The 23,781-nt window shown below is 74.2% G+C and carries 20 protein-coding genes; 11 read left to right on the forward strand and 9 right to left on the reverse strand.

The features are described 5' to 3' along the window. Positions 1–156 precede the first annotated feature (156 nt). From ACZ5CZ_RS09580 to ACZ5CZ_RS09595, 4 genes are all read left to right on the forward strand, one after another. A complete protein-coding gene (locus ACZ5CZ_RS09580) occupies positions 157–3,252 on the forward strand; it encodes a glycoside hydrolase family 2 TIM barrel-domain containing protein (RefSeq protein ID WP_468940857.1) in 3,096 nt (1,031 codons plus the stop codon). Between the two features lie 84 nt (positions 3,253–3,336). Next, entirely contained in the window at positions 3,337–3,576 is a 240-nt protein-coding gene (locus ACZ5CZ_RS09585) for a hypothetical protein (protein ID WP_385847080.1), read from the forward strand. 3 nt (positions 3,577–3,579) lie between these two features. Further along, positions 3,580–3,960 carry a toxin Doc gene (locus tag ACZ5CZ_RS09590; protein ID WP_385847081.1) on the forward strand — a complete coding sequence of 127 codons (381 nt, stop codon included), beginning with the start codon at positions 3,580–3,582 and terminating at the stop codon, positions 3,958–3,960. Positions 3,961–4,387: 427 nt separating this feature from the next. Then, the gene (locus ACZ5CZ_RS09595; protein WP_468940861.1) at positions 4,388–6,472 is read left to right on the forward strand and encodes an RICIN domain-containing protein; all 2,085 of its coding nucleotides are present in this window, start codon (positions 4,388–4,390) and stop codon (positions 6,470–6,472) included. Positions 6,473–6,475: 3 nt separating this feature from the next. Here ACZ5CZ_RS09595 and ACZ5CZ_RS09600 read toward each other — a convergent pair whose 3' ends face one another. Then, positions 6,476–7,645, reverse strand: a complete 1,170-nt coding sequence (locus tag ACZ5CZ_RS09600) for a lactate 2-monooxygenase (protein ID WP_468940864.1) — start codon at positions 7,643–7,645, stop codon at positions 6,476–6,478. 387 nt (positions 7,646–8,032) lie between these two features. On the opposite strand from ACZ5CZ_RS09600, the gene ACZ5CZ_RS09605 reads away from it, so the two are divergent. After that, a complete protein-coding gene (locus ACZ5CZ_RS09605) occupies positions 8,033–8,467 on the forward strand; it encodes a subtilase-type protease inhibitor (RefSeq protein WP_385847084.1) in 435 nt (144 codons plus the stop codon). 235 nt (positions 8,468–8,702) lie between these two features. Here the strand turns inward: ACZ5CZ_RS09605 and ACZ5CZ_RS09610 are convergent, their stop codons facing one another. The 4 genes from ACZ5CZ_RS09610 to ACZ5CZ_RS09625 form a co-directional block, all read right to left on the reverse strand. Then, complete coding sequence (locus tag ACZ5CZ_RS09610) at positions 8,703–8,900, reverse strand: CDGSH iron-sulfur domain-containing protein (protein WP_385847086.1); 198 nt, start codon at positions 8,898–8,900, stop codon at positions 8,703–8,705. Further along, positions 8,881–9,534, reverse strand: coding sequence for a HemK2/MTQ2 family protein methyltransferase (locus tag ACZ5CZ_RS09615; RefSeq protein WP_468940867.1), 654 nt, complete (start codon positions 9,532–9,534; stop codon positions 8,881–8,883). Before ACZ5CZ_RS09615 ends, ACZ5CZ_RS09610 begins: the two co-directional genes overlap by 20 nt. Positions 9,535–9,555: 21 nt before the next feature. Further along, positions 9,556–10,578, reverse strand: coding sequence for an iron-containing redox enzyme family protein (locus ACZ5CZ_RS09620; RefSeq protein ID WP_468940870.1), 1,023 nt, complete (start codon positions 10,576–10,578; stop codon positions 9,556–9,558). 142 nt (positions 10,579–10,720) lie between these two features. Continuing rightward, the gene (locus tag ACZ5CZ_RS09625) at positions 10,721–10,888 is read right to left on the reverse strand and encodes a hypothetical protein (protein ID WP_385847089.1); all 168 of its coding nucleotides are present in this window, start codon (positions 10,886–10,888) and stop codon (positions 10,721–10,723) included. A gap of 207 nt (positions 10,889–11,095) precedes the next feature. On the opposite strand from ACZ5CZ_RS09625, the gene ACZ5CZ_RS09630 reads away from it, so the two are divergent. Genes ACZ5CZ_RS09630 through ACZ5CZ_RS09640 form a run of 3 tightly spaced genes read left to right on the forward strand, consistent with a single transcriptional unit; the run spans position 11,096 to position 13,673 of the window. Further along, positions 11,096–11,950 carry an SDR family NAD(P)-dependent oxidoreductase gene (locus ACZ5CZ_RS09630; RefSeq protein ID WP_468940874.1) on the forward strand — a complete coding sequence of 285 codons (855 nt, stop codon included), beginning with the start codon at positions 11,096–11,098 and terminating at the stop codon, positions 11,948–11,950. Positions 11,951–11,956: 6 nt separating this feature from the next. Then, complete coding sequence (locus ACZ5CZ_RS09635; protein WP_468940877.1) at positions 11,957–12,916, forward strand: DMT family transporter; 960 nt, start codon at positions 11,957–11,959, stop codon at positions 12,914–12,916. 22 nt (positions 12,917–12,938) lie between these two features. Then, on the forward strand, positions 12,939–13,673 hold the full coding sequence (locus ACZ5CZ_RS09640; protein WP_468940880.1) for a polysaccharide deacetylase family protein: 735 nt from the start codon (positions 12,939–12,941) through the stop codon (positions 13,671–13,673). 29 nt (positions 13,674–13,702) lie between these two features. Here the strand turns inward: ACZ5CZ_RS09640 and ACZ5CZ_RS09645 are convergent, their stop codons facing one another. Beyond that, positions 13,703–14,758 carry an MGDG synthase family glycosyltransferase gene (locus ACZ5CZ_RS09645; protein WP_468941409.1) on the reverse strand — a complete coding sequence of 352 codons (1,056 nt, stop codon included), beginning with the start codon at positions 14,756–14,758 and terminating at the stop codon, positions 13,703–13,705. A gap of 200 nt (positions 14,759–14,958) precedes the next feature. Between ACZ5CZ_RS09645 and ACZ5CZ_RS09650 the strand changes: the two genes are divergently transcribed. The 3 genes from ACZ5CZ_RS09650 to ACZ5CZ_RS09660 all read left to right on the forward strand — a co-directional run bounded on the left by ACZ5CZ_RS09650 (position 14,959) and on the right by ACZ5CZ_RS09660 (position 17,921). Further along, positions 14,959–15,801 (forward strand): ribonuclease BN, encoded by an 843-nt coding sequence (locus ACZ5CZ_RS09650; protein ID WP_385847095.1) that lies wholly within the window; start codon positions 14,959–14,961, stop codon positions 15,799–15,801. A 123-nt stretch (positions 15,802–15,924) separates the two neighbouring features. Next, a complete protein-coding gene (locus ACZ5CZ_RS09655) occupies positions 15,925–17,256 on the forward strand; it encodes a ferredoxin reductase family protein (RefSeq protein WP_468941412.1) in 1,332 nt (443 codons plus the stop codon). Between the two features lie 44 nt (positions 17,257–17,300). After that, positions 17,301–17,921 (forward strand): FMN-binding protein, encoded by a 621-nt coding sequence (locus ACZ5CZ_RS09660; RefSeq protein ID WP_385847097.1) that lies wholly within the window; start codon positions 17,301–17,303, stop codon positions 17,919–17,921. An 8-nt stretch (positions 17,922–17,929) separates the two neighbouring features. Here the strand turns inward: ACZ5CZ_RS09660 and ACZ5CZ_RS09665 are convergent, their stop codons facing one another. Genes ACZ5CZ_RS09665 through ACZ5CZ_RS09675 form a run of 3 tightly spaced genes read right to left on the reverse strand, consistent with a single transcriptional unit; the run spans position 17,930 to position 23,779 of the window. Next, positions 17,930–20,749 (reverse strand): NHLP bacteriocin export ABC transporter permease/ATPase subunit, encoded by a 2,820-nt coding sequence (locus ACZ5CZ_RS09665; RefSeq protein ID WP_468940883.1) that lies wholly within the window; start codon positions 20,747–20,749, stop codon positions 17,930–17,932. Between the two features lies 1 nt (position 20,750). After that, positions 20,751–22,976 carry an NHLP family bacteriocin export ABC transporter peptidase/permease/ATPase subunit gene (locus tag ACZ5CZ_RS09670; RefSeq protein ID WP_468940886.1) on the reverse strand — a complete coding sequence of 742 codons (2,226 nt, stop codon included), beginning with the start codon at positions 22,974–22,976 and terminating at the stop codon, positions 20,751–20,753. Then, positions 22,973–23,779, reverse strand: a complete 807-nt coding sequence (locus ACZ5CZ_RS09675; RefSeq protein ID WP_385847101.1) for an HlyD family efflux transporter periplasmic adaptor subunit — start codon at positions 23,777–23,779, stop codon at positions 22,973–22,975. The genes ACZ5CZ_RS09670 and ACZ5CZ_RS09675 overlap by 4 nt, the downstream gene beginning before the upstream one ends. Positions 23,780–23,781 lie beyond the last annotated feature (2 nt).

Here is a 23,781-nt window from a genome sequence, read left to right on the forward strand (position 1 = left end):
GGTCGAACAAGGTCACGCGGGAAATCCGGCCGATCCCGGCCGCGGGGACCGACACAGGGCTCCGGACCCTTGACGATCGTGTGTGGGCGACCGTCAGAATCTGTTTGTTCTCGATCAGTTGTGAGTACTTCTGGGCCCTATGAGGGAGAGCCGCCCATGACGGTCACGCGCAGATCGGTTCTGGTCGCCGCCACGGCAGCACCGGCGGCCGGAGCACTCCTGAGCAGTCCGGCGGCCGCGGCCGCCCCCGAGGCGCATCCGGCCGCCGCGGCCGCGCGCCACACCGTGCCGCTGCGCGACGGCTGGCGCTTCGCGCTGGTCAGCCCGGACGGCATCACCGACCCGACCGGCGCCTACGCGCAGGCCGCCGATCCCGGATACGACGACTCCGGCTGGCGGGAGGTCGCCGTCCCGCACGACTGGAGCATCGAGCAGACCCCCACCACCGACCACGGCACCACCAGCGGCACCGGCTTCCTCCCGGGCGGCCTCGGCTGGTACCGGCTGGCCTTCACCCTGCCGCCCGGCTGCGCCGGCAAGCGGATCTCGGTGGAGTTCGACGGCGTCTACATGGACTCGTACGTCTACTGCAACGGCACCGAGCTGGGCCGCCACCCCTACGGCTACACCGGCTTCGCCTTCGACATCACCGACCTGGTGCACACCGACGGCAGCACCCCCGACGTCCTCGCGGTCAAGGTCCAGAACCGGCTGCCGAGCAGCCGCTGGTACTCCGGCAGCGGCATCTACCGCGAGGCCCGGCTGGTGATCACCGAACCGGTGCACGTCGGCCGGTGGGGCACCTGGGTCACCACCCCGGAGATCTCCGCCGAGCGGGCGCTGGTACGGGTGCGCACCGAGGTGCGCAACGAGTCCGGCACCGGCGCCGACGTCGAGGTCGTCTCCCGGATCACCGACCCCGACGGTCGCCCGGTCGCCCGCACCGCCACCACGGTCACCGTCTCCGGCCAGGCCGTCGAGTCCCATGAACTGACCGTCGAACAGCCCCGGCTCTGGGACTTCGCCACCCCCGGGCACCGCTACACCCTGCACACCGAACTGCGCGTCGCGGGCCGCACCACCGACACCTTCCGCACCCCGTTCGGCATCCGCAGCTACCGCTTCGACCCCGACGAAGGCTTCTCCCTCAACGGACACCACACCAAGATCAAGGGCGTCGACCTCCACCACGACCAGGGCGCCCTCGGCGCGGCGATCAGCCTCGACGCGGTGCGCCGGCAGATGACGATCATGAAATCGATGGGGGTCAACGCCCTCCGCACCTCGCACAACCCGCCCTCGCCGCAGATGATCCAGGTCTGCGAGGAACTGGGCATCGTGATGATGGTGGAGGCCTTCGACTGCTGGCGCACCGGCAAGACCCGGTACGACTACGGCCGGTTCTTCGACGAGTGGTGCGAGAAGGACGCCACCGAGATGGTCCTCGCCGCCCGCAACTCGCCCGCCGTCGTCCTGTGGTCCATCGGCAACGAGATCCCCGACTCCACCTCCACCGCCGGACTCGCCATGGCCGACCGGATCATCGGCGCCATCAAGGCCGCCGACGACACCCGCCCGGTGGTCATCGGCTCGAACAAGTACCACGGCGTGCCCACCCCCGGTTCCGCCGCCGACCGCATGCTCGCCAAGCTCGACGGCCTCGGCCTGAACTACAACACGGCCAAGTCGGTCGACGCCCTGCACGCCGCGTACCCCCACCTGTTCCTCTTCGAGTCCGAGTCCTCCTCGGAGACCTCGACCCGGGGCGCCTACCAGGAGCCGGAACACCTCAACACCGGCGAGAACCACACCCCGGGCCGGCGCGCCACCTCCTCCTACGACAACAACCTCGCCTCCTGGACGATGAGCGGCGAGTACGGCCACAAGAAGGACCGGGACCGCAGGTGGTTCGCGGGCCAGTTCCTGTGGTCCGGCATCGACTACATCGGCGAGCCGACCCCGTACGACGTCTTCCCGGTCAAGGCGTCCTTCTTCGGCGCGGTGGACACGGCAGGCTTCCCGAAGGACATGTACCACCTGTTCCGGAGCCAGTGGACGAGCGAGCCCATGGTCCATCTGCTGCCGATGACCTGGAACCACGAGGACGGCGACACCGTCGAGGTCTGGGCGTACGCCAACGTGCCGTCCGTCGAGCTGTTCCTCAACGGGCGGTCCCTGGGCGTCCGGGAGTTCGACGTCAAGAGGACCACCGACGGGCGTGCGTACCTGGAGACCACCGAGCCCACCGGCGACGACAAGACCTTCACCGACGGCCCCTACCCGGGCAGCTACACCAGCCCCAACGGCAGCGCGGGCAAGCTGCATCTCAGCTGGAAGGTGCCCTACCAGCCGGGGGAGCTGAAGGCGGTGGCCCGCAGGGACGGCGCCGTCGTCGCCACCGATGTGCTGCGCACGGCCGGCGCCCCGCACGCCGTACGGCTGACCGCCGACCGCCCCTCCGTCCCCGCCGACGGCCGTTCGCTGGTCTTCGTCACCGCCGACATCGTCGACGCGCACGGCGTGGTCGTGCCCGACGCCGAGCACCTGATCACCTTCGACGTGAGCGGCGGAGCACTGGCCGGCGTCGACAACGGCCGCGAGGAGAGCGCCGAGCGCTACCAGGCCAGCACCCGCACCGCCTTCCACGGCAAGGCCCTCGCCATCGTCCGGGCCGGCACCGCGCCGGGCCTGCTGAAGGTCACCGCCCGGGTGGAGGGCCTGCGCACCGGCACCGTCCGGGTGCCCGCCACCCCGGCCCGCGCGACCGCCCGTACCGCCGCGCCGGTCTTCCTGCCCGACCCCCCGAAGCCGCCGGACCACCCCTGCGCGGACGCCAGTTACTCGGGCCGGCCGGACACCCTGCCCGCCGCCATGCTGGACGGCGACCCGGCCACCGGCTGGTCCAACGCCTTCGCCAAGTCGGCCACCGCGCTGCTGCCCGCCTTCACCGGGGCCCGCGCGCGGGACTGGGTGTCGGTCGACTTCGGGCGCGCCCGCACGGTCGACCGGGTGGCCGTCTCCTTCACCGTCGACACCGGCCACACCCTGCCCGCCGAGGTCGCGGTCGCGGTGTGGGACGGCCAGGCCTATGCGCCGGTGACCGGTGCGAGGACGGACTGGGCCACGGCCTCGGACGAGCCGACCGTGATCACCTTCGACGCGGTGCGCGGCTCGCGCGTGCGGCTGACGCTGACCAGCGCCCACCCCGGAGAGGCCCGCGGAGCGGTGCGCATCAGCCGCCTGGACGTCTGAGGGCCCGTTTCCGAGGTACCGCGTAGGGAATGCTCTGACCTGGGCATATTTACGGTCGAGTACCCGCGCGGTACCGTGAGGGGCATGCCAGCTCTCAATGTGGAGTTCAGTGAGCGGGAACTTGAGGACCTGCGGCAGATCGCCAAGGAGCGGGGTACGTCGATGAAGGCCCTCGTGCGGGAGGCCGCCGCCGCCGACATCGCCCGGCACCGGGCCCTGCAAGAGGGCGCGGAGGCGTTCCGCAGCTTCTTCATCGCCCACGCCGAGGAGTTCGCGGAGGCCTTCCCCGACGACGAGCCCCCCGCCAAGGGCGAGGCCGCCTGAGTGATGCCGCCCTCAGTCATCCACATCGACGTACCGTGGCTGCTCCAGCGCCATGAGGAGGTCCTGCCCGACCAGCCGGCGGTGGACGACTTCTCCGCTCTGGTCGCCGCCGTCGCCCGGCACCGGGTGGACCCGCCCCGGCTCGGCGTCGACTCCGACCCCGCCTGGCGCGCCGCCGCCCTGCTGCACACGCTCGCCGTGCTCAAGCCGCTGCCCGCGGCCAACGCGCGCTTCGCCTGCGCGACCGCCGTGTCGTACATGTTCGTGAGCGGCGTCGGCATCGACCCGCCCTACGGCGCGCTCGTCGACCTCGCCCGGGACCTGATGTCCGGCAAGGCCGATGTGTACGGCGCGGCCGACCGGCTCCGTTCCTGGCAGATCTGAGCCCACGGAACCGGTCCGCCCGGCCGGCGGGGGAAGCCGCCTGGGCCGCCGGCCGGGCGGCGGACGGGGCCGCGGCATCCAGTGGACCACCGTGGGGTGCGTGCGGGGACCGTGCGCGAACGGCCGGTGGGTGCGCGGGTTTCACACGGGGCGTGCGGAATGGGAAAACGGGCGGGAGGGGACCGATTGCGTCCACCTTCTTCTGACTTTCCTTCAAAGCTGTCGATGTTGTTCGAGTGCCTTGTTGCCCGTGAGTAGGTTGTGCAAAGGTTGCACGGTCCGTGCGCGGGTCAAGTGCCGTAATGAGCAAGGCAGTTGAGGTAGTCGGAGTAGTCGGACCGGCCGGGTGCCGGTGTATTTCCCTCCCTCCCCGCGCGACACGGAGAAACGCGCCAGCGCACCCGCACGCCACAAAGGAATCCGTTCAGTGCACACCCCCCACCCCCCTCGCCCGCCCTATCCGCCACCCGGCGAAGTCCCCGGGGAATCCGACGAGTTCCTCGCCGGCCCGCTGCGCGCCGGCTCCGACGCGGAGGCCGCCCGGTGCACCGCCCTCCTGATGGCCCGGCACTGGCAGCCGGCCCAGGACTACGCGGTCGTCTGCCTGGCCGGCTCCGGCACCCTCGCCCACATGGTCACCGCCACCGCCTTCCACCAGGTGCTCGACCGGCTCGCCCTCGGCGAACCCGCCGAGGCGCTGCGCCCCCGGCTGCTCGTCGCCGTCCGGGACACGGTCGTGAACTGGTCCGGCGCCGACCGGATCACCGCCGTACTGCCCGGACTCGGAAAGCCCGCCGGAGGCCGTGGCATGCGCGCCGCGAAGACGCTGACCCCTGAGAACCGGGCGCTTTCCGGGCGCGCCTTCCACGGCCTTCCACGGCTGGAACAGACGCTGCTGTGGCACACCGAGGTCGAGGCCGAGGAGATCGCAGTGCCGGCCCTGCTGCTCGGTATCGGCCCCGAGAGTGCGGCGGCCGCGCAGGCACAGGCCCGCGACGCATTCCGCGACGGGCTGGTGCGCGCCCACCGGGAACTGGCGCCCGGCCAGGAGTGCCGGTACTACAACCGGCTGCTCGACATCCCGATCCGGCGCGGCGGCGCCCTGCTGCCCGACGTCCAGGACCACCTGGCCGGCTGCGCCTACTGTCGGCACGCCGCCGAGCAACTCGGCCACGCGGACGCCGCCCTGGGTCTGCTGCTCGCCGAGGCGGTCCTCGGCTGGGGCGCCCGCCGCTACCTGGACTCCCGCCCCGGCCGCGGTCCGGCCCCCGGCCGCCGCTCCACCGGCGCCCGCCGCGGAAAGCCGGGCCTGCTGGCCCGCGCCACCCTGCCCCCGGCCCGGCGCCGCACCCGCGCTCTCGGCGGCCGACTGCCGGGCGCGTCGCCCTTCACCCGGCGGGGCGCGGACGTCCGCGATCCCGGTGATCCACTCCCGGGATCCGGTGCCTTGGGCGGGGCGGACGGCCTCGATCCCGGCGGTACGCCTCCGGCTCCGCTGCCGAATTCCGCGCCGGGGCCCGGTGCTCCGGTCCGCAGTGGTGATGGGGGGTTTGGGGGGCTGTTCGAGGGGCCCGGGTCTGGTGTGCCTGGCGGGGTGGACGGCCGTGATCTCTTCGGGCCGTTTCCGGGCTCTGCTCCTGGGTCCGGCGGGCCGTCGGAGGCTTCCGGGGTCGGGGCCCTCGGGGGTGTGGGGGGTTTGTTGCCGGTTTCCGGGTCGCGGGTACCGGGTGGTGCTGGTCCGGGAGATCCGAGAGCCGCTTTCGGGGCCGGGGTGCCAGGCCGGGCGGGTGGCCGGCGGCGTCGGGGTTCGGGTTGGGGTTCGGCGAGCGGGGCCGGTGGCTCGCGGCGGGCGGGCGGCCTGGGGCTCGGTGGGGTCGTCAGGCCACGGGGTGGGCCGTGGGCCGCGCGGGAGCGGGCGGTCCTTCCGGCGGCCGGGGCGGCCTTGTCCGTGCGGACGCTGCTCACCGGAGTCGGTGTCGTCTCGGCCGGGCTGCTCGCGACCGTTCTGGCGGTCGGTGTGTGGCCGGACGGCGGCGACGGCACCGATCCCGTGGCCTCCACCAGCGCCGTCCCGGGCACCGGCATGCGGTCCCCGGTCACCTCCACGACCCTGCCCGTCACCGGGCGGCCCACCCGGCTGCGCAACGCCGCCGCGGGGCTGTGCCTGGACATCAAGGGCACGCCGAAGGCCGGTGCGGGTGCGGTGCTGGCGGGCTGCTCGGCGGTGGCCACCCAGCAGTGGACGTACGAGACCGACGGGCTGCTGCGCAGCGCGGCCGGCCCGGATGTGTGCCTGGACTCGCACGCCGACGCCGGTGTGGTCATCCTCGGCACCTGCGCCGGCCCGGACTCCCGGCGGGCCGACGACGTACGGTACGACCTCACCGCCCAGGGCGAGTTGGTGCCCCGCTGGGACCGGACCCTCGCGCTCGCCACCGCCGGCGGGCAGGTGGGCGCCGACCTCGTGGTGAAGGTCCGGGACCGGTCCGCCGGGCAGCGCTGGCAGGGGTGAGGGTCAGGCGGGGTCCGTGACGAGGTCCGCCGCCGAGACCGTCCCCGGGCGGGTGTGGCCGGACAGGGCGAGAGTCAGGTCCAGCTCCGCCAGCAGACACCGGATCACATGCTCCACACCCGCCTGCCCGTCCAGCCCCAGCCCGTAGACGTACGGCCGGCCCAGCAGCACCGCCCGCGCGCCGAGGGCGAGGGCCTTGAAGACGTCGTCGCCGGTGCGCACTCCGCTGTCGAACAGCACCGTCAGCCGGTCGCCGACCGCGTCCGCGACCCCGGGCAGCGCGTCGGCGGCCGCGACGGAGCCGGCCACCTGCCGGCCGCCGTGGTTGGAGACGACCACGCCGTCTATCCCGGCGTCCGCCGCGAGCCGGGCGTCGTCCGGGTGCAGCACCCCCTTGAGGACGATCGGGCCGTCCCAGTGCTCCCGCAGGAACGCCAGGTCCGGCCAGGTGTGGCCGGGGTCCCCGAACAGGCCGAGGAAGTGCCGTACCGCCGCGTCGGGGTCCTCGTGCACCGGCTTGGCGAGCCCCGCACGGAAGGCCGGGTCGGTGAAGTAGTTGGCGGTGCCGACCCCGTGCAGGAACGGCAGATACGCCTGGTCCAGATCGCGCGGCCGCCAGGACAGCAGCGGGGTGTCCAGCGTGACCACCAGCACCGAGAACCCGGCCGCCGCCGCCCGGGCGAGGAAGCTGCGGGTCACCTCGCGGTCCTTGCCCCAGTACAGCTGGAACCACCGCTCGGCGTCCCCCATCGCCTCCGCGACCTGCTCCATCGGTGTGCTGGACGCCGACGACAGGATGTACGGCACACCCTGCGTGGCGGCCGCCCGCGCGGCCGCGCACTCGGCGTCCGGGTGCATGATCGACAGCACTCCGACGGGGGCCAGCGCGAGCGGCGCCGGCAGGGGCCGCCCCAGCACCTCGACCGACAGGTCCCGCTCGCGCACATCGCGCAGCATGCGCGGCACGATCCGGCGCCGGGCCAGGGCCGCGCGGTTGGCGCGGGCCGTGCTGCCGTCACCCGCGCTGCCCGCCACATAGCCCACCGGGCCCGGCCCCAGCCGGTGTTCCGCCAGCTCCTCCAGCCGGGTCAGGTCGGTGGGGAGCCGGGGCACGGCGCCTGTCATCCCGTTCAGATAGATCTCGTACTGGAAGTCCGCCCAGTGCTTGGCCATCCGTGCCTCCCGCCGCTCGTCCCTGTGTACGCGTGCGGCGCAGACGATACCGGCGAGTAGCAGACGGCTCCGCTGCGGGTGATCACTTAGTGAACACGAGGAGTCATCAAGGGGGTTGGCGGCCTCGCCGCCGGAATGTTTCAGGACGATTAACTAAGCGGTGCTTTTCAGCCATTCGACCATGCCGGAGGAGCGGGAGCCGCTCAGTTCCGGGGTCACGGCGTTCGATTTCCGTGACTTCACGCCACTGATACAACACGAAAGGTTACTGAAACCTATGCGGTCGATGTGAGTTTCGACGCCGGACTCGGCAGAGTGGCGCTCGCCGCTCCGGAGCCCGACCGGGATGGAGCCGGCAACTGTTGTTCGAGCGGAAGGATGCACACAATGCGAACCACCGCGCGCTGGGCAGCGGCCCTCGGCCTCACGGCCGCCGCCGTCTGCGGACCCCTGACCGGGGCCGCCGTCGCTGCACCGGGCGCCGCCCCGTCGTCGCTCTACGCGCCCTCGGCCCTGGTACTCACCACCGGCCACGGCAGCGACGCGGTCACGGCCACACCCGAGCGCGCCGTCACGCTCTCCTGCGCCCCCGGGGCCACCGGAACCCACCCGGACCCGGCCGCCGCCTGCGCCGAGCTGCGCGACGCCGGGGGCGACCCGAGCGCCCTGAAGGCCCGCGGCGACATCTGGTGCACCAAGCTGTACGACCCCGTCGTCGTCACGGTGCAGGGCATCTGGCAGGGCAAGCGCGTCTCCTACGAGCACACCTTCGGCAACACGTGCATGCGGGACGTCGCCGGCGGCAGCCTCTTCGCCTTCTGAGCGGAGTGGCAGCGCACGCCTAGAGACCGGGATCGCACGGCTTCGCCGTATACACCGGATCAGGACCGCAACTGGGGAGTGCGGCCCCCTGGAACGGGGAACCTGCGATCTCGCACCGGAACCGACGGGAGGAGTGGGGCCTCCCGCCGGATTCCGGGCACAGAGCCGCTCCCCGGGCAGGCCCGTGGGGGGCCTCCCGGGGAGCGGCTGAAAAACAACAGGTTTCAACCGGTGCTCAGGCCGAGCGCCGGTGGCTCGTGTCACACCATGGGTAGCGGCGGCTGCGGCGGCAGGTGCACAGAGCGACACGGAAGCGGTCCGAGCGGACCGTGGTGCCGTCCTCCAGTTCCACCTCCACCGGCCCCTCGACCAGCAGCGGCCCGCGCCGCCGCACAGTGATCCGACGGGGTGCGTCAGCAGACTCGTTCGGCACGGATGACCACCAGCTCCTCCAGCTCGTCGGACGGGGCGAGCAGACCGCGCCGGCGCAGCCAGTCCTCCCGGGACCGCAGCACCGGACCGAGCGGGATCCAGCGCCGCCGGACCACCGCCGCCTTCAGCTGCTCCGCCCGCAGCAGTTCCAGAGTGCGCTCGGGGCCGCTGAGCGCCGAGTGCACGATCAGCAGGACGCCACCCGGGCGCAGCAGCACCGGTGCGTCCCGGCAGATCCGGTCCAGCAGCCGCCGCCCGTCCGGGCCCGCGTCCCAGGCCTGCGCCCGGCCGCGCGGCCGTTGCCCCGGCCCGGGCGCCGGCACGTACGGCGGATTCGTCAGGATCAGGTCGTAGGTACGGCCCTCGACCGGCCCGAACAGATTGCCGCGCCGGATCCGCACCGGCAGCCGGCTCAGCCGGGCGTTCAGCCGCGCCGTCCACACCGCCCGCCGGGACACATCCACCGCGGTCACCTCGGCACCGCGCCGGGCGGCTTCGATGGCCAGCACACCGCTGCCGGTCCCCACGTCGAGCACCCGGGCGCCGGGCGCCAGGTGCTCCGCGTGCAGGGCCTCGGCCAGCAGCTCCGTATCGTCTTGCGGGGCGTACACACCCGGCAGTACCACAGCTGTCACCCCGCCCGGGTACCCGTGTCCTCAGGAACCATGAGACACCTCCGCCGTCCCGAGCGGCACTCGGAGCGAGGACCGTCCCGCCCGCCACGCCGGCAACAGCCGCCGGGCCAGCCGGTCCTCCAGGTACTCGGTCGCGTCGATGCCGAAGACCACGTCCGGCGCCAACTCCGGTTCCTCCTCCAGCAGTCCGCCGATCACCTCGTGCCGTACGACCTGCTCGTGCACCGCGTCCGCCACCACGTGCTCGTCGTAGAAGAACTCCGCGGCCGGACCGGCACCGGTACGGCGCATCGCCTCGGCGAGCCGGCGGGAGCCCGGCGAGGAGGTGATCTCCACCTGGGCGAAGTGCCCCACGAGCGCCCCGCGCAGCGCGCGGTGCAGTCCGCACAGGGACATCAGATTGACCACGGCCAGCAGTTCGGCGCCCGCCGCGTCCAGATAGCGGCCGTAGGAGGGGTCCAGCCCCAGGTCCGTCATCAGCTCGGCGAACAGTCGGGCATGGACCCGCTCGGCCCGGCCGCCGCCGAACTCGTCGTACTCCACCGCCGCCATCGCCGCCTTCGCCCGGCCCCACAGCCGGGGCAGCACCCAGGCGTGCGGGTCGGCCTCCTTCAGGTGGTACAGGGAGCGCTGCGCCGCGTACTCGCGCAGCTGCCACAACTCGCCCTCACCGCACAGGAAATGAGTGACACCGGTGCCCTCGGCCGGCTCGACCAGCAGCGCGCCGAGTGCCTCCTCGGGGCTCGCGTGGACCGGCGTGTCGGCCCGCAGCGCGGACAGGAAGCGGCGCTCCAGCGCACCGCGGACGGCCAGCAGCGCCGGGTCCCACTCGAACGCGGACCCGACACCGGCGAAGCCGCGGTAGTGCAGCTCGTAGCAGAGGTACAGGGCGAGCTGGAGATCGTCGCCGTAGGGGTCCGCGGCCCCGGCGTCGGACGGGTGGGGGAGCGGGCCGGTACCGCGCAGATATGCGGTGACCGCTGCGGACAGCGGTCCCCGGGACGTCGGCAGCGGGGCTCCGCGAGGGTGGTCGTAGTCGTTCACGCGGCACGGGTACCCGCGGCGGGGCGATGCCTGCCCCGGGGCGCGCGGGAAACCGCGCGGCTCCGGGATCCGGGCCCGGCGCGGCGGCGCGCCCGGGCAGGCGGACGGCGCGCCGCGCCGGTACGGCGGCACGCCCGGCCGTTCACTCGCCCTCGGACTCCTCCTGCGCCCGGACGTTCGGGGTGATCGCGTCCGCGGCCTCGCCGCCGCCGCGCCCCTCCTCGTCGCGTTTCTCCGCCTCCTCCACCTCACGCAGCACCTGCTCCAGAGCCGTCTCGGGCCGCTCCTCGCGGTCCTCCCCGCCGGACATGGCGTCTCCTTCCGTAGTCGTCGGCTTGCGCCGCCTGGTGTTCTGCGAGTCACCCGCAGGGGCCGCCCCAAGCGTGCCCGGGTTCCGGGTTTCCGGCCGGGCCGGGACTTCCGCGTGCGCGGTGTTTCAGGATGTGGCGCCCTGGATACACCGCGAGGGTTCGGCCCCGAAGCCGATCCGGCTCACCGTCGCTGTGAGGTCGTCACCATGTCCCACGCCGCATCACCCGCAGGACCGCCGCACGGTGCCCGGCCCGGCGCGGTGTCCGTCCCGTGGGCGGGCCCCGCCCCCGGACCCGCCGGGGGCCGGGCCGGCGGCGGGGGCACGGCCCTGGTGACCGGCGCCTCGTCCGGGATCGGCGCGGCCGTGGCCCGCCGGCTGGCGGCGGAGGGCGGCTGGCGGCTGGTGCTGAACGGGCGTGACATCCCCCGACTGGAGCAGCTGGCCGACCAGGTCTCGGGGGTGGCCGCACCCCTGGACCTGCTCGGGGCCGACGCGAGCCGCCGGCTGACCGAGACCGCCCTGGACCTGCTCGGCCGTGTCGACCTGCTGGTGGCGGCCGCCGGCATCGGCTGGGCCGGGGACTTCACCGGCATGCCGCGCCCGCGCATCGAGGAACTCGTCGGCATCGACCTGCTCGCCACCGTGCACCTGGTGCGCGGCCTGCTGCCGCACATGGTCGCCGCCGGCACGGGCCGGGTCGTGCTGCTCGGCTCCGTCGCGGGCAGCGTCGCCGTACGCGGCGAGGCCGTCTACTCCGCCACCAAGGCCGCCCTGGCCGGCTTCGCCGACGCCCTGCGCTACGAACTGCGCGGCACCGGGGTCGGCGTCACCCTCGTCGTCCCCGGCGTCGTCGACACGCCCTTCTTCCAGCGCCGGGGCGCCCCGTACCGCAGGGCGTGGCCCAGGCCCGTGCCGCCCGAACGCGTGGCGGACGCCGTCTGGACCGCCGTCCGCCACGGCCGGGACGAGGTGTACGTGCCCCGCTGGCTGTGGCTCCCCGCCCGGCTCCGCGGCGCCGCGCCGGGGCCCTACCGGCGGCTCGCCGCCCGCTTCGGGTGAGCCGCCGTGATCGCCCTCCCGGTGGTGCTGGCGCTGCTCGCGGCCCTGTCCAACGCGTCCGCCTCGGTGCTCCAGCGCAGAGCCGCCGCCCGGACCGAGGGCGACGGACCGGAGCAGCACGCCGGCGCGGAGCAGCACGCCGGCGCGGCGCGGCGGGCCGCGCACGGGCTCGGCCGGATGCTGCGGCGCCCGGACTGGCTGGGCGGTCTCGGGCTGCTCATGCTGTCCTCGGTGCTCCAGGGCTGGGCCCTGGCGGTGGGCGGGCTGTCCCTGGTCCAGCCGCTGCTCGCCGCCGAGCTGCTGTTCACCCTGCTCGTCGGCAGCGCCGTCTTCCGGCGCCGCCCGGACCGGCGCACCTGGCTCGCCTTTGCCGCCCTCGCCGCCGGACTGGCCCTCTTCCTCGTGTCGGCCGCGCCGTCCCAGGGCCGCTCCGCCGCCCGGCCGGGCTCCTGGCTGCTGGGCGGCGGCGCCGCGGCCTGCGCCGTCGTCCTGCTGGTGCTGCTTGCCCGCCCGGCGCGGGGGCCGGCCCGGGCCGCGCTGCTCGGCCTCGCCGCCGCCGTGTCCTTCGCCACCACCGCCGCGCTGCTCAAACAGGCCGTCGGCCGGCTCGCGCAGGGGCCCGGCGCCCTGTTCACCTACTGGTCGACGTACGCGACCGCCGGCGCCGGTCTCATCGCCTTCCTGCTGTTGCAGGGCGCCTTCCGGGCCGGTTCGCTGGCGGCGTCCCAGCCCGCCCTCACCCTCGGCGACGCGCTGACCAGCGTGGCGCTCGGCTGGGCGCTGTTCGCCGAGTCGATCCAGCTGGGGGTGCGGATCGTCCCGGAGGTCGCCGGCGTCGCGCTGATCGGCGCCGGCAGCATCGGACTGGCGCACGCCGTCACCGTCGGCGAGGACTGGGACACCCCGCCCGACCGGCCGCCCCCGAGCCGCGCGGGGACGCGCCTGCCCCTGCACCCCGGATCCTGACCGGCCCTCAAGGAGCCCCCTCATGTCGCGTCCCTCCGGACGGGCCCGGCGTACCGCGGCCGTGCTGCTGCCGCTCGGTGTCGCGGGCGCTCACATCGGCCCGGCGGCCACCTGGCTCCCGGCCGTACGACGGCTGCTGTGCCCCGCGCTGGCCGGCGCCGGGGACCGGCACCATGTCGCCCTGACCTTCGACGACGGCCCCGACCCCGCCAGCACGCCGTACTTCCTCGACGCACTGGACCGGCTCGGGACGCGCGCCACCTTCTTCGTCCTCGGCGAGCAGGCCGTGCGCCACCCCGAGCTGCTCCGGGACACCGCACGGCGCGGCCACGAGATCGCGGTGCACGGCTGGAGCCACGACCGCCCCTGGCGCCCCGCCGTCGCCCGCGAGGCCGCGGACGTCGCCCGCGCCACCCGGGCGGTACGGGACATCACCGGCCGCCGCCCCGCGTGGTACCGCCCGCCGTACGGCATTCTCACCACCGGCCGACTGCTGGCCGCCCGCCGGGCGGGACTGCGGCCGGTGCTGTGGTCCGCGTGGGGCAAGGACTGGCGGGCCGACGCCACACCGGACTCCGTCCGCGCCCTGGCGGCGGCCCAGCTGCGCGGCGGCGGCACGCTCCTGCTGCACGACTCCGACCGGCACTCCGCCCCCGGCTGCTGGCGGGCGACCCTGCACGCCCTGCCCGCCCTCGTCACCGACTGCCGGCGGGCGGGCCTGACGGTGGGCCCGCTGGCCGAGCACACGACCGCGTGACCCGGAGCCCGCCGGCCCCCGGCGGCGTCCTATATCCCGTCCCCGTCCGCCAGGGCCGCCACCGTCGCCATCGGATCGCTGCGGAAGAGGGCCGGCGGGGCGACCGGGGGGCGGGGTGGGGCCGTGAGGGTGGGCAGGGTGTCCAGGAGGGTGCGGGCGTCCGGGGCGAAGCGGCACAGGCCGAGGGCGGACATCTGGCGGACGCCCTCCAGGCCGTGGCCGGGCAGCGGGCGGTAGGCGATCACCGGCAGACCGGTGGCCAGGGCCTGGACGGCGGTCTGGCCGGCGGCGTTGTCCACCAGGGCGGTCGAGGCCGCCAGCAGACCGGGCATGTCGTCGACCCAGCCGAGGGCGAGCAGGCCGGGCACCCGGCACAGCCGGGCGAGGAGCCGTTCGTTGCGGCCGCACAGCACCACCGGCAGATACCCGGCCCCGGCGAGCAGCCGCGCGGTCCCGGCCGGACGGGACGCCGCTCCCCAGGCCCCTGCAGACAGCAGCACCGGCGGCCGGCCCGGCGCCCGCCGGGCGAAGCGCTCCCGCCACCGGGCCGCTCCGGGGGCCGGCGTCAGGAAGCCCGGCGCGACGACCGGACCCGTCGTCACCACCGGGGTCCCGAGGGACCGGCGCACCCGGGCCGCCGCCATGTCCGTGAGGCACAGATAGCGGTCGTTGCCCGGGTGCAGCCACTGCCGGTGCACGGCGAAGTCGAGCAGGAAGACGGCGCTCGGCACCCGCAGCCCGCCCCGCGCCCGCAGATGGCCGGTCAGCTGGGCGGCCAGATGGAAGACGGGCACCACCACGTCGACACCCAGCCGGTCCACCAGCTCCGTCAGCCGCGCCCCCGCCAGCCGGGCCAGCGGGACCCCGCCGGGGCGCGGGCCGGGGCCGCCGTCGCGCAGGAACGCCTGGTAGACGCCGGCGTACGCCCACGGGGCATGCCGTACCGACGCCTGATAGCCGCGGCGCAGGGCGGTTCCCAGGCCGCACGGCAGCAGCCGCAGCACATCGACCACGAACGCCTCGTGGCCGTACGCCGTGGCGCGGCGGGCCAGCTCCGCCGCCACGGTGTCATGGCCGGCGCCCATGCTCGCGCTGACGATCAGGGTCCGGCGCCGGCGGTCCGCGGACGTACGCACGGGATCCGGTTCTCCGGCGGAGGCCGGGCGAAACGGCCGAGCCCCGGTCCGTGTCGTACTCGGCCATGTGGCCCTCTCGTCGGTGGCGGGCCGACCGGTCCGTGCCAGAGTGAGTCCCAGGGGTGTGCGGCGGGAGCACGGGAGGAGCCGTGAGGCGCTGGCGGCGCGGCCTGCACCGCGCTTGGGAGTGGCTGAGGGCCGAGGCCCTGCTGCGCCACGGCCGCGAACTGGAGCTGATGCACCGGGCCATGGGCTTCGCCACCCTCGCCCTGGTCACGCTGGCCCCGCTGCTGATCGTGGTCGCCGCGGCCGATCCGCTGGTCCAGGGCGGTTTCGCCTCCTGGCTGACCGACGGCATGGGCCTGTCGGGCCGCTCCGCGCAGGCCCTCACCGCCGTCATCAGCCCGCCGCGTAACGTCATCGGCACCACCAGCGTCTGGGGCGGCGTCCTGCTCGCCGTCTTCGGGGTGTCCTTCGGGGGCAGTGTGCAGAACGGCTACGAGCGGATCTGGGGCGTCCTGCCCGGCCCCTGGCACCGGGTCTGGCGGCAGGCGACCTGGCTGGTGGTGCTGACGGCGTACCTCTACCAGGAGGTGGCGACCAAGAACGCGCTGCACGGAGCGCAGCGGATCGTGCTGTCCACGGCGAGCGGCCTGCTGTTCTTCTGGTGGGGGCAGCGCTTCCTGCTGGGCGGCCAGATCCGCTGGCGCTCGCTGCTGCCCGGCGCCGTGGCCACGATCATCGGCCTGGCCGGGCTGCGCGCCTTCTCCTATCTCGTCTTCACCCCGCTCATCGTCACCAACGCCCTGAGCTACGGCGCGGTCGGCACCGTCCTCGTGGTCGAGTCCTGGCTGATCGGCGTCGGCTTCGTCCTCTACGGCGGTGCCCTGTTCGGCCGCTGGTTCACCGAGCACCACTGGATGCCCGTCCACGAGGAGCAGCACGGGGAGGGGGACGAGGAGCAGGGGCAGGGGCAGGACCAGGGGCAGTGAGGAAGGCAACAAGGGTGGTTTTCGGCCATTCGACCGGGTTATGGTCCCCGGACTCACACGCAGGCGACCGAAAGATCACCCTTGACGACGATCCAGCACAGCCGGGCGGGACGGCGGCAGGCCATGGGCCGCATCCGGCCACGGCGCTCCCCGGCCGCGCCCCTGCTGCTCCTGGCCTGGGCGGGCGCGGCGGCCGTGCTCTGGCTGTGGTGGCGCACCACCCCGGCCGTCGCCCCGACCACCGCCGACCGGCTGGTCAACGCGGGCCGGATCACCGGACTGCTCGCCGGGTACACGATCGCCCTGGTGATCGGCCAGATGGCGCGCGTCCCGGCCCTCGAGCGCCGGGTCGGCTCCGACCGGGTGGCGCGCTGGCACGCGAGAAGCGGCCGCTACGCGCTGACCCTGACCGTCGCCCATGTCGTACTGACGCTCTACGGCTACGCCCTCCAGGCGCACACCGGCGTCCTGGCGCAGACGGCCGACGTGGTCACCGGCTACCCGGACATGATCCAGGCGGCCGTCGGCACCCTTCTGCTGCTTCTCGTCGGCCTGGTCTCCGCCGGTGCGCTGCGCCGTCGTATGCGCTACGAGCTCTGGTACCACCTGCACCTGCTCACCTACGCCGCGGTCTACCTCGCCTTCTGGCACCAGCTCGCCACCGGCGACGAGTTCGCCGGCCACGCCGGCGCCCGCGCGGCCTGGTACGCCCTCTACGGAGCGGTCGGCGTCCTGCTGCTGTGGTACCGCGTCCTCACCCCCGTGCGGCTCAACCTGCGGCACCGCATGCGCGTCGAGTCGGTCGTGCCGGAGGCGCCGGGCGTGGTCTCGGTGCTCATCCGGGGCCGTCGGCTGCACCGGCTCGGGGCCGAGGCGGGCCAGTTCTTCCGCTGGCGGTTCCTCGCCCGGGGGCTGCGCGGGAGCGCCAACCCGTACTCGCTGTCCGCCCCGCCCCGCCCCGACCTGCTGCGGATCACCGTCAAGGCGGCCGGCGGGCACAGCGCGGCGCTGGCCGGGCTGCGGCCGGGCACCCGGGTCTGGGCGGAAGGCCCGTACGGGGCGCTGACCGCCGCTCGCCGCAGCCGCGGCAAGGTGCTGCTGCTCGCGGGCGGCGCGGGCATCACCCCGCTGCGCGCCCTGTTCGAGACGCTGCCCGCGGCACCCGGGGACCTGACGCTGCTCTACCGGGCCCGCACCTCCGAGGAGCTGGCCCTGAGCGCCGAACTGGAGGCGATCGCGGACGAGCGCGGGGCGCGGCTGCGGTACGTGGTGAACGGGCCGGACGGCCGCCGCACCCCGATCACCGCGCGGCTGCTGCGCCATGTCGTGCCCGATGTCGACCGGCACGACGTGTACCTGTGCGGACCGCCCGGGCTGGCCGAGGAGGCGTACGCCGCCCTCCGCGAGGCCGGTGTGCCGCACCGCCGTATCCACCACGAGTCCTTCGAGTTCTGAGGCGGCACCGTGACATCCGATCTCCTGGCCGCGCTGGAGCCGGCGTGAGAAAAAGGCACCCTCTCCGGCACGCCCTGCTGGCCACCGTCGGTACCGTCTCCGGCGTCGTGCTGCTGCTGGCGCTCAAACCGACGACCGACCCGTCCCTGGCGCAGGCCGGCCTGCCCGCCTCCGGCGGCACCGCGGTGGCCTCGGCCTCCCCCTCCGGGCCGCCGGTCACGCCCTCCCCGTCGGTACCGGCGTCGGCGTCGGCGTCGGTCAAGCCGTCGAAGACGCCCGGCAGGAAGCACACCGCGTCCGCCGCCGCGCGCAGCAGACCGCCCTCGGCCGCCCCGGCCCGGACGAGCAGCGCCCCCGCCGCCCCGAAGCCCACCCCGGCCGCCCCCACCCGCCGCTCCGTCACCGGCGCCACGGTCCAGACCCGGTACGGACCGGTGCAGGTGCGGATCACCCTCACCGGCAGCCGGATCACCGGTGCGACCGCCCTCCGGTCCCCCAACGACGCGGCACGCAGCCAGCAGATCTCCGCCACCGCCGTCCCGCGGCTGAACCAGGAGACGCTCACGGCGCAGAGCGCCCACATCGACAGCGTCTCCGGCGCCACCTACACCAGCGCCGGATACAAGCAGTCCCTCCAGAGCGCCCTGGACCAGGCCGGGATCTGAGCCGTCGCTCAGGCCAGCTGGCGACGGACCAGCTCGTGCAGCCGGCCCGTGGTGTCGGCGAGGAGTTCGGCCGGGGTGCCCTGCTGGACCACCTTGCCGTCCTCCATCACGATCACCCGGTCGGCGTCCAGCACCGTCGACAGCCGGTGGGCGATGACGACCCGGGTGGCGTTCAGCTTGCGGGTGCTGTCGATGACGATGCGCTGGGTGTCGTTGTCCAGGGCGCTGGTCGCCTCGTCGAAGAAGAGGATCCGCGGCCGCCGGATCAGCGCCTGAGCGATCATCAGGCGCTGCCGCTGGCCGCCGGAGATCGCGCCGCTCCCGGCCACGATGGTGTGCAGGCCCATCGGCATCCGCTTGATGTCCTCCGCGAGCCCCGCCAGCTCGGCCGCCGCCATCGCCTCCTCCGGCGTGTACGGCTCGGTGCCGCAGATGACGTCCAGGATCGAGCCGGTGAAGGGCTGCGCGTGCTGGAGGACCACCCCGCACTGGCGGCGCACCGCCGACTGGTCGAGCGCCGCCAGGTCCTGGCCGTCGTACAGGACGCTGCCGGAGACCGGCTTGTCGAAGCCGATCAGCAGGCGCAGCAGCGTCGACTTGCCGCAGCCGCTCGGCCCCACGATCGCCACGAACTCGCCCGGCCGGACGGCGAAGGACACGTCGTCCAGCACGAGCGGGCCGTCGTCGGCGTACCGGAAGGACAGCCGCCGGGCCTCCAGGGCGCCGGACAGCGGGCCCGGGCGGGTGCTCGCCGTGCGCACCTCCGGGGACGCGTCCAGCACCGGGCGGATCTCCTCGAACAGCGGCAGCGCCGCCACCGCGGAGACGAAGGCGCCGGTCAGCTGGGTGACCGAGGTCAGCACCATCGTCACCGAGGTGTTGAAGGTGAGGAAGTCCGCCGCGGACATGGCGCCCTTGGCCGGGCCCGCCAGCAGCATGAACATCACCAGGGTGACGACGGGGAGGTAGACCGCGCCGAGCACCGTGGTGAGGTTCTTGATCCGGCCGGCCTTCTGCTGGAGCTCCCGGCTGCGCGCGAACTCCCGGGCCCAGGCCGCGTACGCGTAGTTCTCGGCCGCCGCGACCCGCAGCTTGGGCAGCCCCCGCAGGGTCTGGAACGCCTGGTTGTTCAGCTTGTTGCCGAGCACCACGAGCCGCCGCTGCCAGCGCACCTGCCACAGGCCGAGCCCCAGGAACACGGCCGCGATCACCGTGAGCATGCCGAGCGCGGCCAGCGCCATCGGCACGTCGTACCAGAGCAGCAGGCCCAGGTTCATCGCGCCGACCGTCACCGACTGGGCGACCACCGGGCCGACGCCCGCCAGCAGCCGGCGCATCGCGCTGACGCCCATGGCGGCGCTGGCCAGCTCACCGGTGGAGCGCTGGGTGAAGAAGCGGGTGGGCAGCCTGAGCAGCCGGTCCCACACGGCCGGTTGCAGCGCCGCCTCGATACGGCCCTCCAGCCGGAGGATGGACAGGTTCTCCAGCAGCGTGAAGGCGGCCGCCACCACGCTGCTCACCATCACCGCCAGGCACACCTGGACGATCAGGCCGGTCTGCGCCCGCGGCACGTACTCGCCGAGCACCTTGCCCGTCGCGATCGGCACCAGCGCGCCGATGGCCACCGTCACCAGCCCGGCCAGCAGCAGGTTCAGCAGATCGCCGCGGGTGCCACGCAGAGCGAACCGGAGCAGGCCGAACGGACCGAGCCGGCGGTCCGGCAGCGGCCGGTAGAACATCACCGCGCGCGGCTCGAACTCCTCCGCGTTCGCCTTCTCGACCGGCGTCTCCCGGCCGGTGCCCGGATGGACGGCCACATAGCCGCCGCGCCGCCACAGCAGCGCGACCGGCGCCCCGGACAGCGCCCGGTGGCCGACCAGCGGGCCCACGTTCTCCCGCCACCAGCGCCCGTCCAGCCGTACCGCCCGGGTCCGCACCCGGGAGGCGAGCGCCACCCGCTCCACCGGGTCGAGCCGCTCGCTCTCGCCGCCGCTCTGCGCGGGCTCGGCGAGCGTGATCCCGGCCGCCTCGGCGACCAGCCGGCACGCCGCATAGGTGGCGTCCGCGTCGGCGGTCGTGGTCCGGGGGGCCGCCGAGCGCTTGCCGATGGAGGCCAGCAGGGTCTGGTCGGCCTGGGCGCGGACCGCCTCACCGGCCTTGATCCCGGCGGCCGTGCGGTGCTCGTGGGTGCGCTCCAGCTGCTCGATCCACCGGTCCAGGGCGGTCAGCAGCCGGTACTGCTGGTCGACCAGGGACTGCCACAGCGCCGGGTCCATCAGCAGGTCGGCGGCGGCATCCGCGCCGTACAGGGAGCCGTACTGGACGCTGCCGGGCGGCACCTGCATCCAGAACACCTCGTCGTCGGCGGGCATCTGCCCCCGCTCCTCGGCCATCGGGGCCTGGAAGAGCACCGACAGACCGCGGCCGACGCCGAGTGCGAGGGCGTACTCCAGCGGGCTGGTGGTGGGCGGCACGTACTGCGGGTTGCCGTACTCGTCGTACGACCAGGTGTGCGTGTCGGCCGGCTGGTACAGCTCCCGCAGGCCGATCCGGTGCACCACGCAGTCCCGGACCGGCCGGGCCACCAGGGTGTGCTCCGGGCCGGCGACCGGGCCGAGCAGCAGCGTGCCCGCCTCCAGCCGGCCGAGGTGGTGCCAGTGCCCCTGCTGGGCGGCGTCCACCGCGTACAGGTCCAGGGCGCCGGCCGCGACCAGCCACAGCACCTGCGGACCCTCCAGGTCCAGCCGGTTGTAGCCCGCGCAGTCGAGCCGCGCGCCCATGGACCCCAGCGCGCCGAGCACCAGGTCGCCTTCGCCGACGGTCGTCATCTCACCGCTCCCTGACCAGTGCCGCGTAGGTGCCGCCGAGCGCCACCAGCTCCTCGTGCCGCCCGCGCTCGACCACCGCGCCGTGCTGGAGCACCACGATCTCGTCGCTGTCGCGGACCGTGCTCAGCCGGTGCGCGATCACCACGCAGGCGCAGCCGCGGCGGCGCAGGTTGTCCATCACCACCTGCTCGGTCTCCGCGTCCAGCGCGCTGGTCACCTCGTCCAGCACCAGGATGCTGGGCCGGCGCACCAGCGCCCGGGCGATCTCCAGGCGCTGGCGCTGACCGCCGGAGAAGTTGCGGCCGTCCTGCTCGACCCTGCTGCGGATGCCGCCGGGACGGCGCATCACCACGTCGTACAGGGCCGCGTCCTTCAGCGCCTCCACCACGGCGTCGTCGGGCACGGACGGGTCCCACAGGGCCACGTTGTCGCGGACCGAGCCCTCGAAGAGGAAGACGTCCTGGTCCACGAAGGAGACGGAGGCGGCGAGCGCGCCGCGCGGGATGTCCTCCAGCCGGCGGCCGTCGATGCGGATCACCCCGTCCCACGGCGCGTACAGGCCGGAGATCAGGCGGGAGACCGTCGACTTGCCGCTGCCCGAGCCGCCCACCAGGGCCACCTGCTGCCCGGGGCCGACGGTCAGGTCGAAGCCGCTGAGCAGCGGCTTGTCCAGGGGGCTGTAGCCGAAGGTGACGTTCTCCAGCTCGACGTGCCCGTGCAGCCGGCGGGTGGAGTCGGCGCCGCCGGGGCGGGCGTAGAGCGGGTCGGCCTGGAAGTTCTCCACGTCCTTCAGCCGGGCCACGTCCGCGGCGAAGTCCTGGATGCGGCCCGCGACCCCGTTGAGCCGGGTGAGGGGCGCGGTGAACCGGGTGACCAGCGCCTGGAAGGCGACCAGCAGACCGACCGAGATATGCCCCTCGACCGCGCGCAGGCCGCCGATCCACAGGATCAGCGCGCTGTTGAACGTGGCCAGGGTCGGCGCCACCACCCCCAGCCAGGCGCTCGGCACGCCGAGCCGCTGCTGCTCCTCCAGCGTGGCGGCGTGCTGCCCGGCCCACTTGCGGAAGTAGCCGTCCTCACCGCCGGTCGCCTTCATCGTCTCGATCAGCTGCAACCCGGTGTACGCGGTGTTGGTGAGCCGCGCGGTGTCCGCGCGCAGCTTCGCCGTACGGGTCGCGCGCAGCCGTACGACCAGCCGCATGGCCACCACGTTGAGCAGGGCCACGCCGATGCCGACGAACGTCAGCTGCGGGTCGTAGGTGTAGAGCAGGACCGCGTACAGCACGACGACGATCGCGTCCACGCCGGCCGCGGCGAGGTCGCGGGCCAGGGTCTCCGCGACCTGGTCGTTGGACTGGAGGCGCTGCACCAGGTCGGCGGGGGAGCGCTGGGCGAAGAAGGTCACCGGCAGCCGCAGCAGATGGCGCAGGAAGCGGGCGCTGGAGAGGGTGGAGGAGATGATCCGGCCGTGCAGCAGGTTGGCCTGCTGGAGCCAGGTCAGCACCAGGGTGAGCAGCACACAGGCGGCCATCGACGTGAACAGCACACCGAGCAGCGAGGTCTGCCCGCCGATCAGGAACATGTCGATGTAGGTGCGGCTCAGCGCGGGTACGGCGGCACCGACCGCCACCAGCAGCAGGCTGGCCAGCACGGCGGCGGGCAGGGTGCCCGCGGTGCCGCGCAGCCGGGCCGGCAGCGCGCCGAGCACACCGGGCTTGCGCCCGCCCCGGGTGAAGCCGTCGCCGGGCTCCAGCACCAGCACCACACCGGTGAAGCTGCCGTCGAACTCCTCCATGGGCACGAACCGGCGGCCCTTGGCGGGGTCGTTGATGTACACCCCGCGGCGGCCCAGCCGGCGGCCCATGCCGTCGTAGACGACGTAGTGGTTGAACTCCCAGAAGAGGATGGCCGGCGCCCTGACCTCGGCGAGGGCGGCCAGGTCCATCTGCATGCCCTTGGCGGTCAGGCCGTAACTGCGGGCGGCCTTCGTCAGGTTGGAGGCGCGCGAGCCGTCGCGGGAGACACCGCAGGCGATGCGCAGCTCCTCCAGCGGCACATGCCGGCCGTAGTGGCCGAGGACCATCGCGAGGGAGGCGGCGCCGCACTCGACGGCCTCCATCTGGAGCACGCTGGGCGTACGGACCGTGCCCGCACGCGCCTTGGGGACCGGCCGCTTGGCGGGGGCGGCGCGTCTGCGGCCGCGGGTGTCCTGCGCGGTGGGGCTCACGGGAGCAGCCAATCGACGGGGTGCTGGTCGGCCAGCCGGATCGAGGCGGAGGCGAGGGTCATGGAGTCGAGCCGGTACGGCGGGCCGTCGCTGGTCGACCAGCGGTAGCCGCTCCTGGTGCCGGCCGACCGGTCCAGCTCGACCAGGACGGCCACCGGGCGGCCCGTGCGGGTGAACTGCGCGCCGAGCTGGCTGTCCCCGAGGAAGGAGGAGATCGACTGGGCGGACTGCGCGGTGCGGTCCACCGACTTCACATGGCCGCGCAGCACGCCGTACGTCTGGGCGGGCACCGAGGAGACGGTGAGGTCGACGGGGGCGTGCGCGGGGATGGCGGCGGCGTTCTCGGCGGGCACGTACACGGTCGCGTACAGCGGATCGGAGGTGTGCGCGACCTTCTCCACCGCCGCGACGTTCGTACCGGTCTGGATGATCTGCCCGATGGTGGCGGCGAGCGCGGTGACCCGGCCCGCGGCGACCGTGCGGACGAGGGAGTCGCCCTGAGCGGTACGGACCTTGAGGACCGGCGCGTTCGCCGGGAGCCGTTCGCCCTGGCGGGCCTCGACGGCCGTGACCTGGCCGGCCACCGGACTCTGCAACAGGTAACTGCCCTGCGCGTGGGTGAGGACGGCCTGCGCACTCACCGTGGAGGCGACGGAACCGGTCACCGCCCACACCGAGGCGGCCGCCATGACGGCGACGGTGACACCGAGCGCGAGCCAGCCCTGCGGGCGGGCGAGCCGCACCGGAAGGTCCAGCTCCTCGGGCGACTGGAGCTTGGCGAGGGCCTGTTGGCGGAACTGCACGG

The sequence above is a fragment of the Streptomyces sp. NPDC031418 genome (assembly GCF_055581605.1).

Excerpts from the sequence above, each read along its gene's own strand:
- ACZ5CZ_RS09580 (WP_468940857.1), top strand. The coding sequence starts at position 157 with ATGACGGTCACGCGCAGATCGGTTCTGGTCGCCGCCACGGCAGCACCG.
- ACZ5CZ_RS09585 (WP_385847080.1), top strand. The coding sequence starts at position 3,337 with ATGCCAGCTCTCAATGTGGAGTTCAGTGAGCGGGAACTTGAGGACCTG.
- ACZ5CZ_RS09590 (WP_385847081.1), top strand. The coding sequence starts at position 3,580 with ATGCCGCCCTCAGTCATCCACATCGACGTACCGTGGCTGCTCCAGCGC.
- ACZ5CZ_RS09600 (WP_468940864.1), bottom strand. The coding sequence starts at position 7,645 with ATGGCCAAGCACTGGGCGGACTTCCAGTACGAGATCTATCTGAACGGG.
- ACZ5CZ_RS09605 (WP_385847084.1), top strand. The coding sequence starts at position 8,033 with ATGCGAACCACCGCGCGCTGGGCAGCGGCCCTCGGCCTCACGGCCGCC.
- ACZ5CZ_RS09625 (WP_385847089.1), bottom strand. The coding sequence starts at position 10,888 with ATGTCCGGCGGGGAGGACCGCGAGGAGCGGCCCGAGACGGCTCTGGAG.
- ACZ5CZ_RS09630 (WP_468940874.1), top strand. The coding sequence starts at position 11,096 with ATGTCCCACGCCGCATCACCCGCAGGACCGCCGCACGGTGCCCGGCCC.
- ACZ5CZ_RS09640 (WP_468940880.1), top strand. The coding sequence starts at position 12,939 with ATGTCGCGTCCCTCCGGACGGGCCCGGCGTACCGCGGCCGTGCTGCTG.
- ACZ5CZ_RS09645 (WP_468941409.1), bottom strand. The coding sequence starts at position 14,758 with ATGGGCGCCGGCCATGACACCGTGGCGGCGGAGCTGGCCCGCCGCGCC.
- ACZ5CZ_RS09655 (WP_468941412.1), top strand. The coding sequence starts at position 15,925 with ATGGGCCGCATCCGGCCACGGCGCTCCCCGGCCGCGCCCCTGCTGCTC.
- ACZ5CZ_RS09665 (WP_468940883.1), bottom strand. The coding sequence starts at position 20,749 with ATGACGACCGTCGGCGAAGGCGACCTGGTGCTCGGCGCGCTGGGGTCC.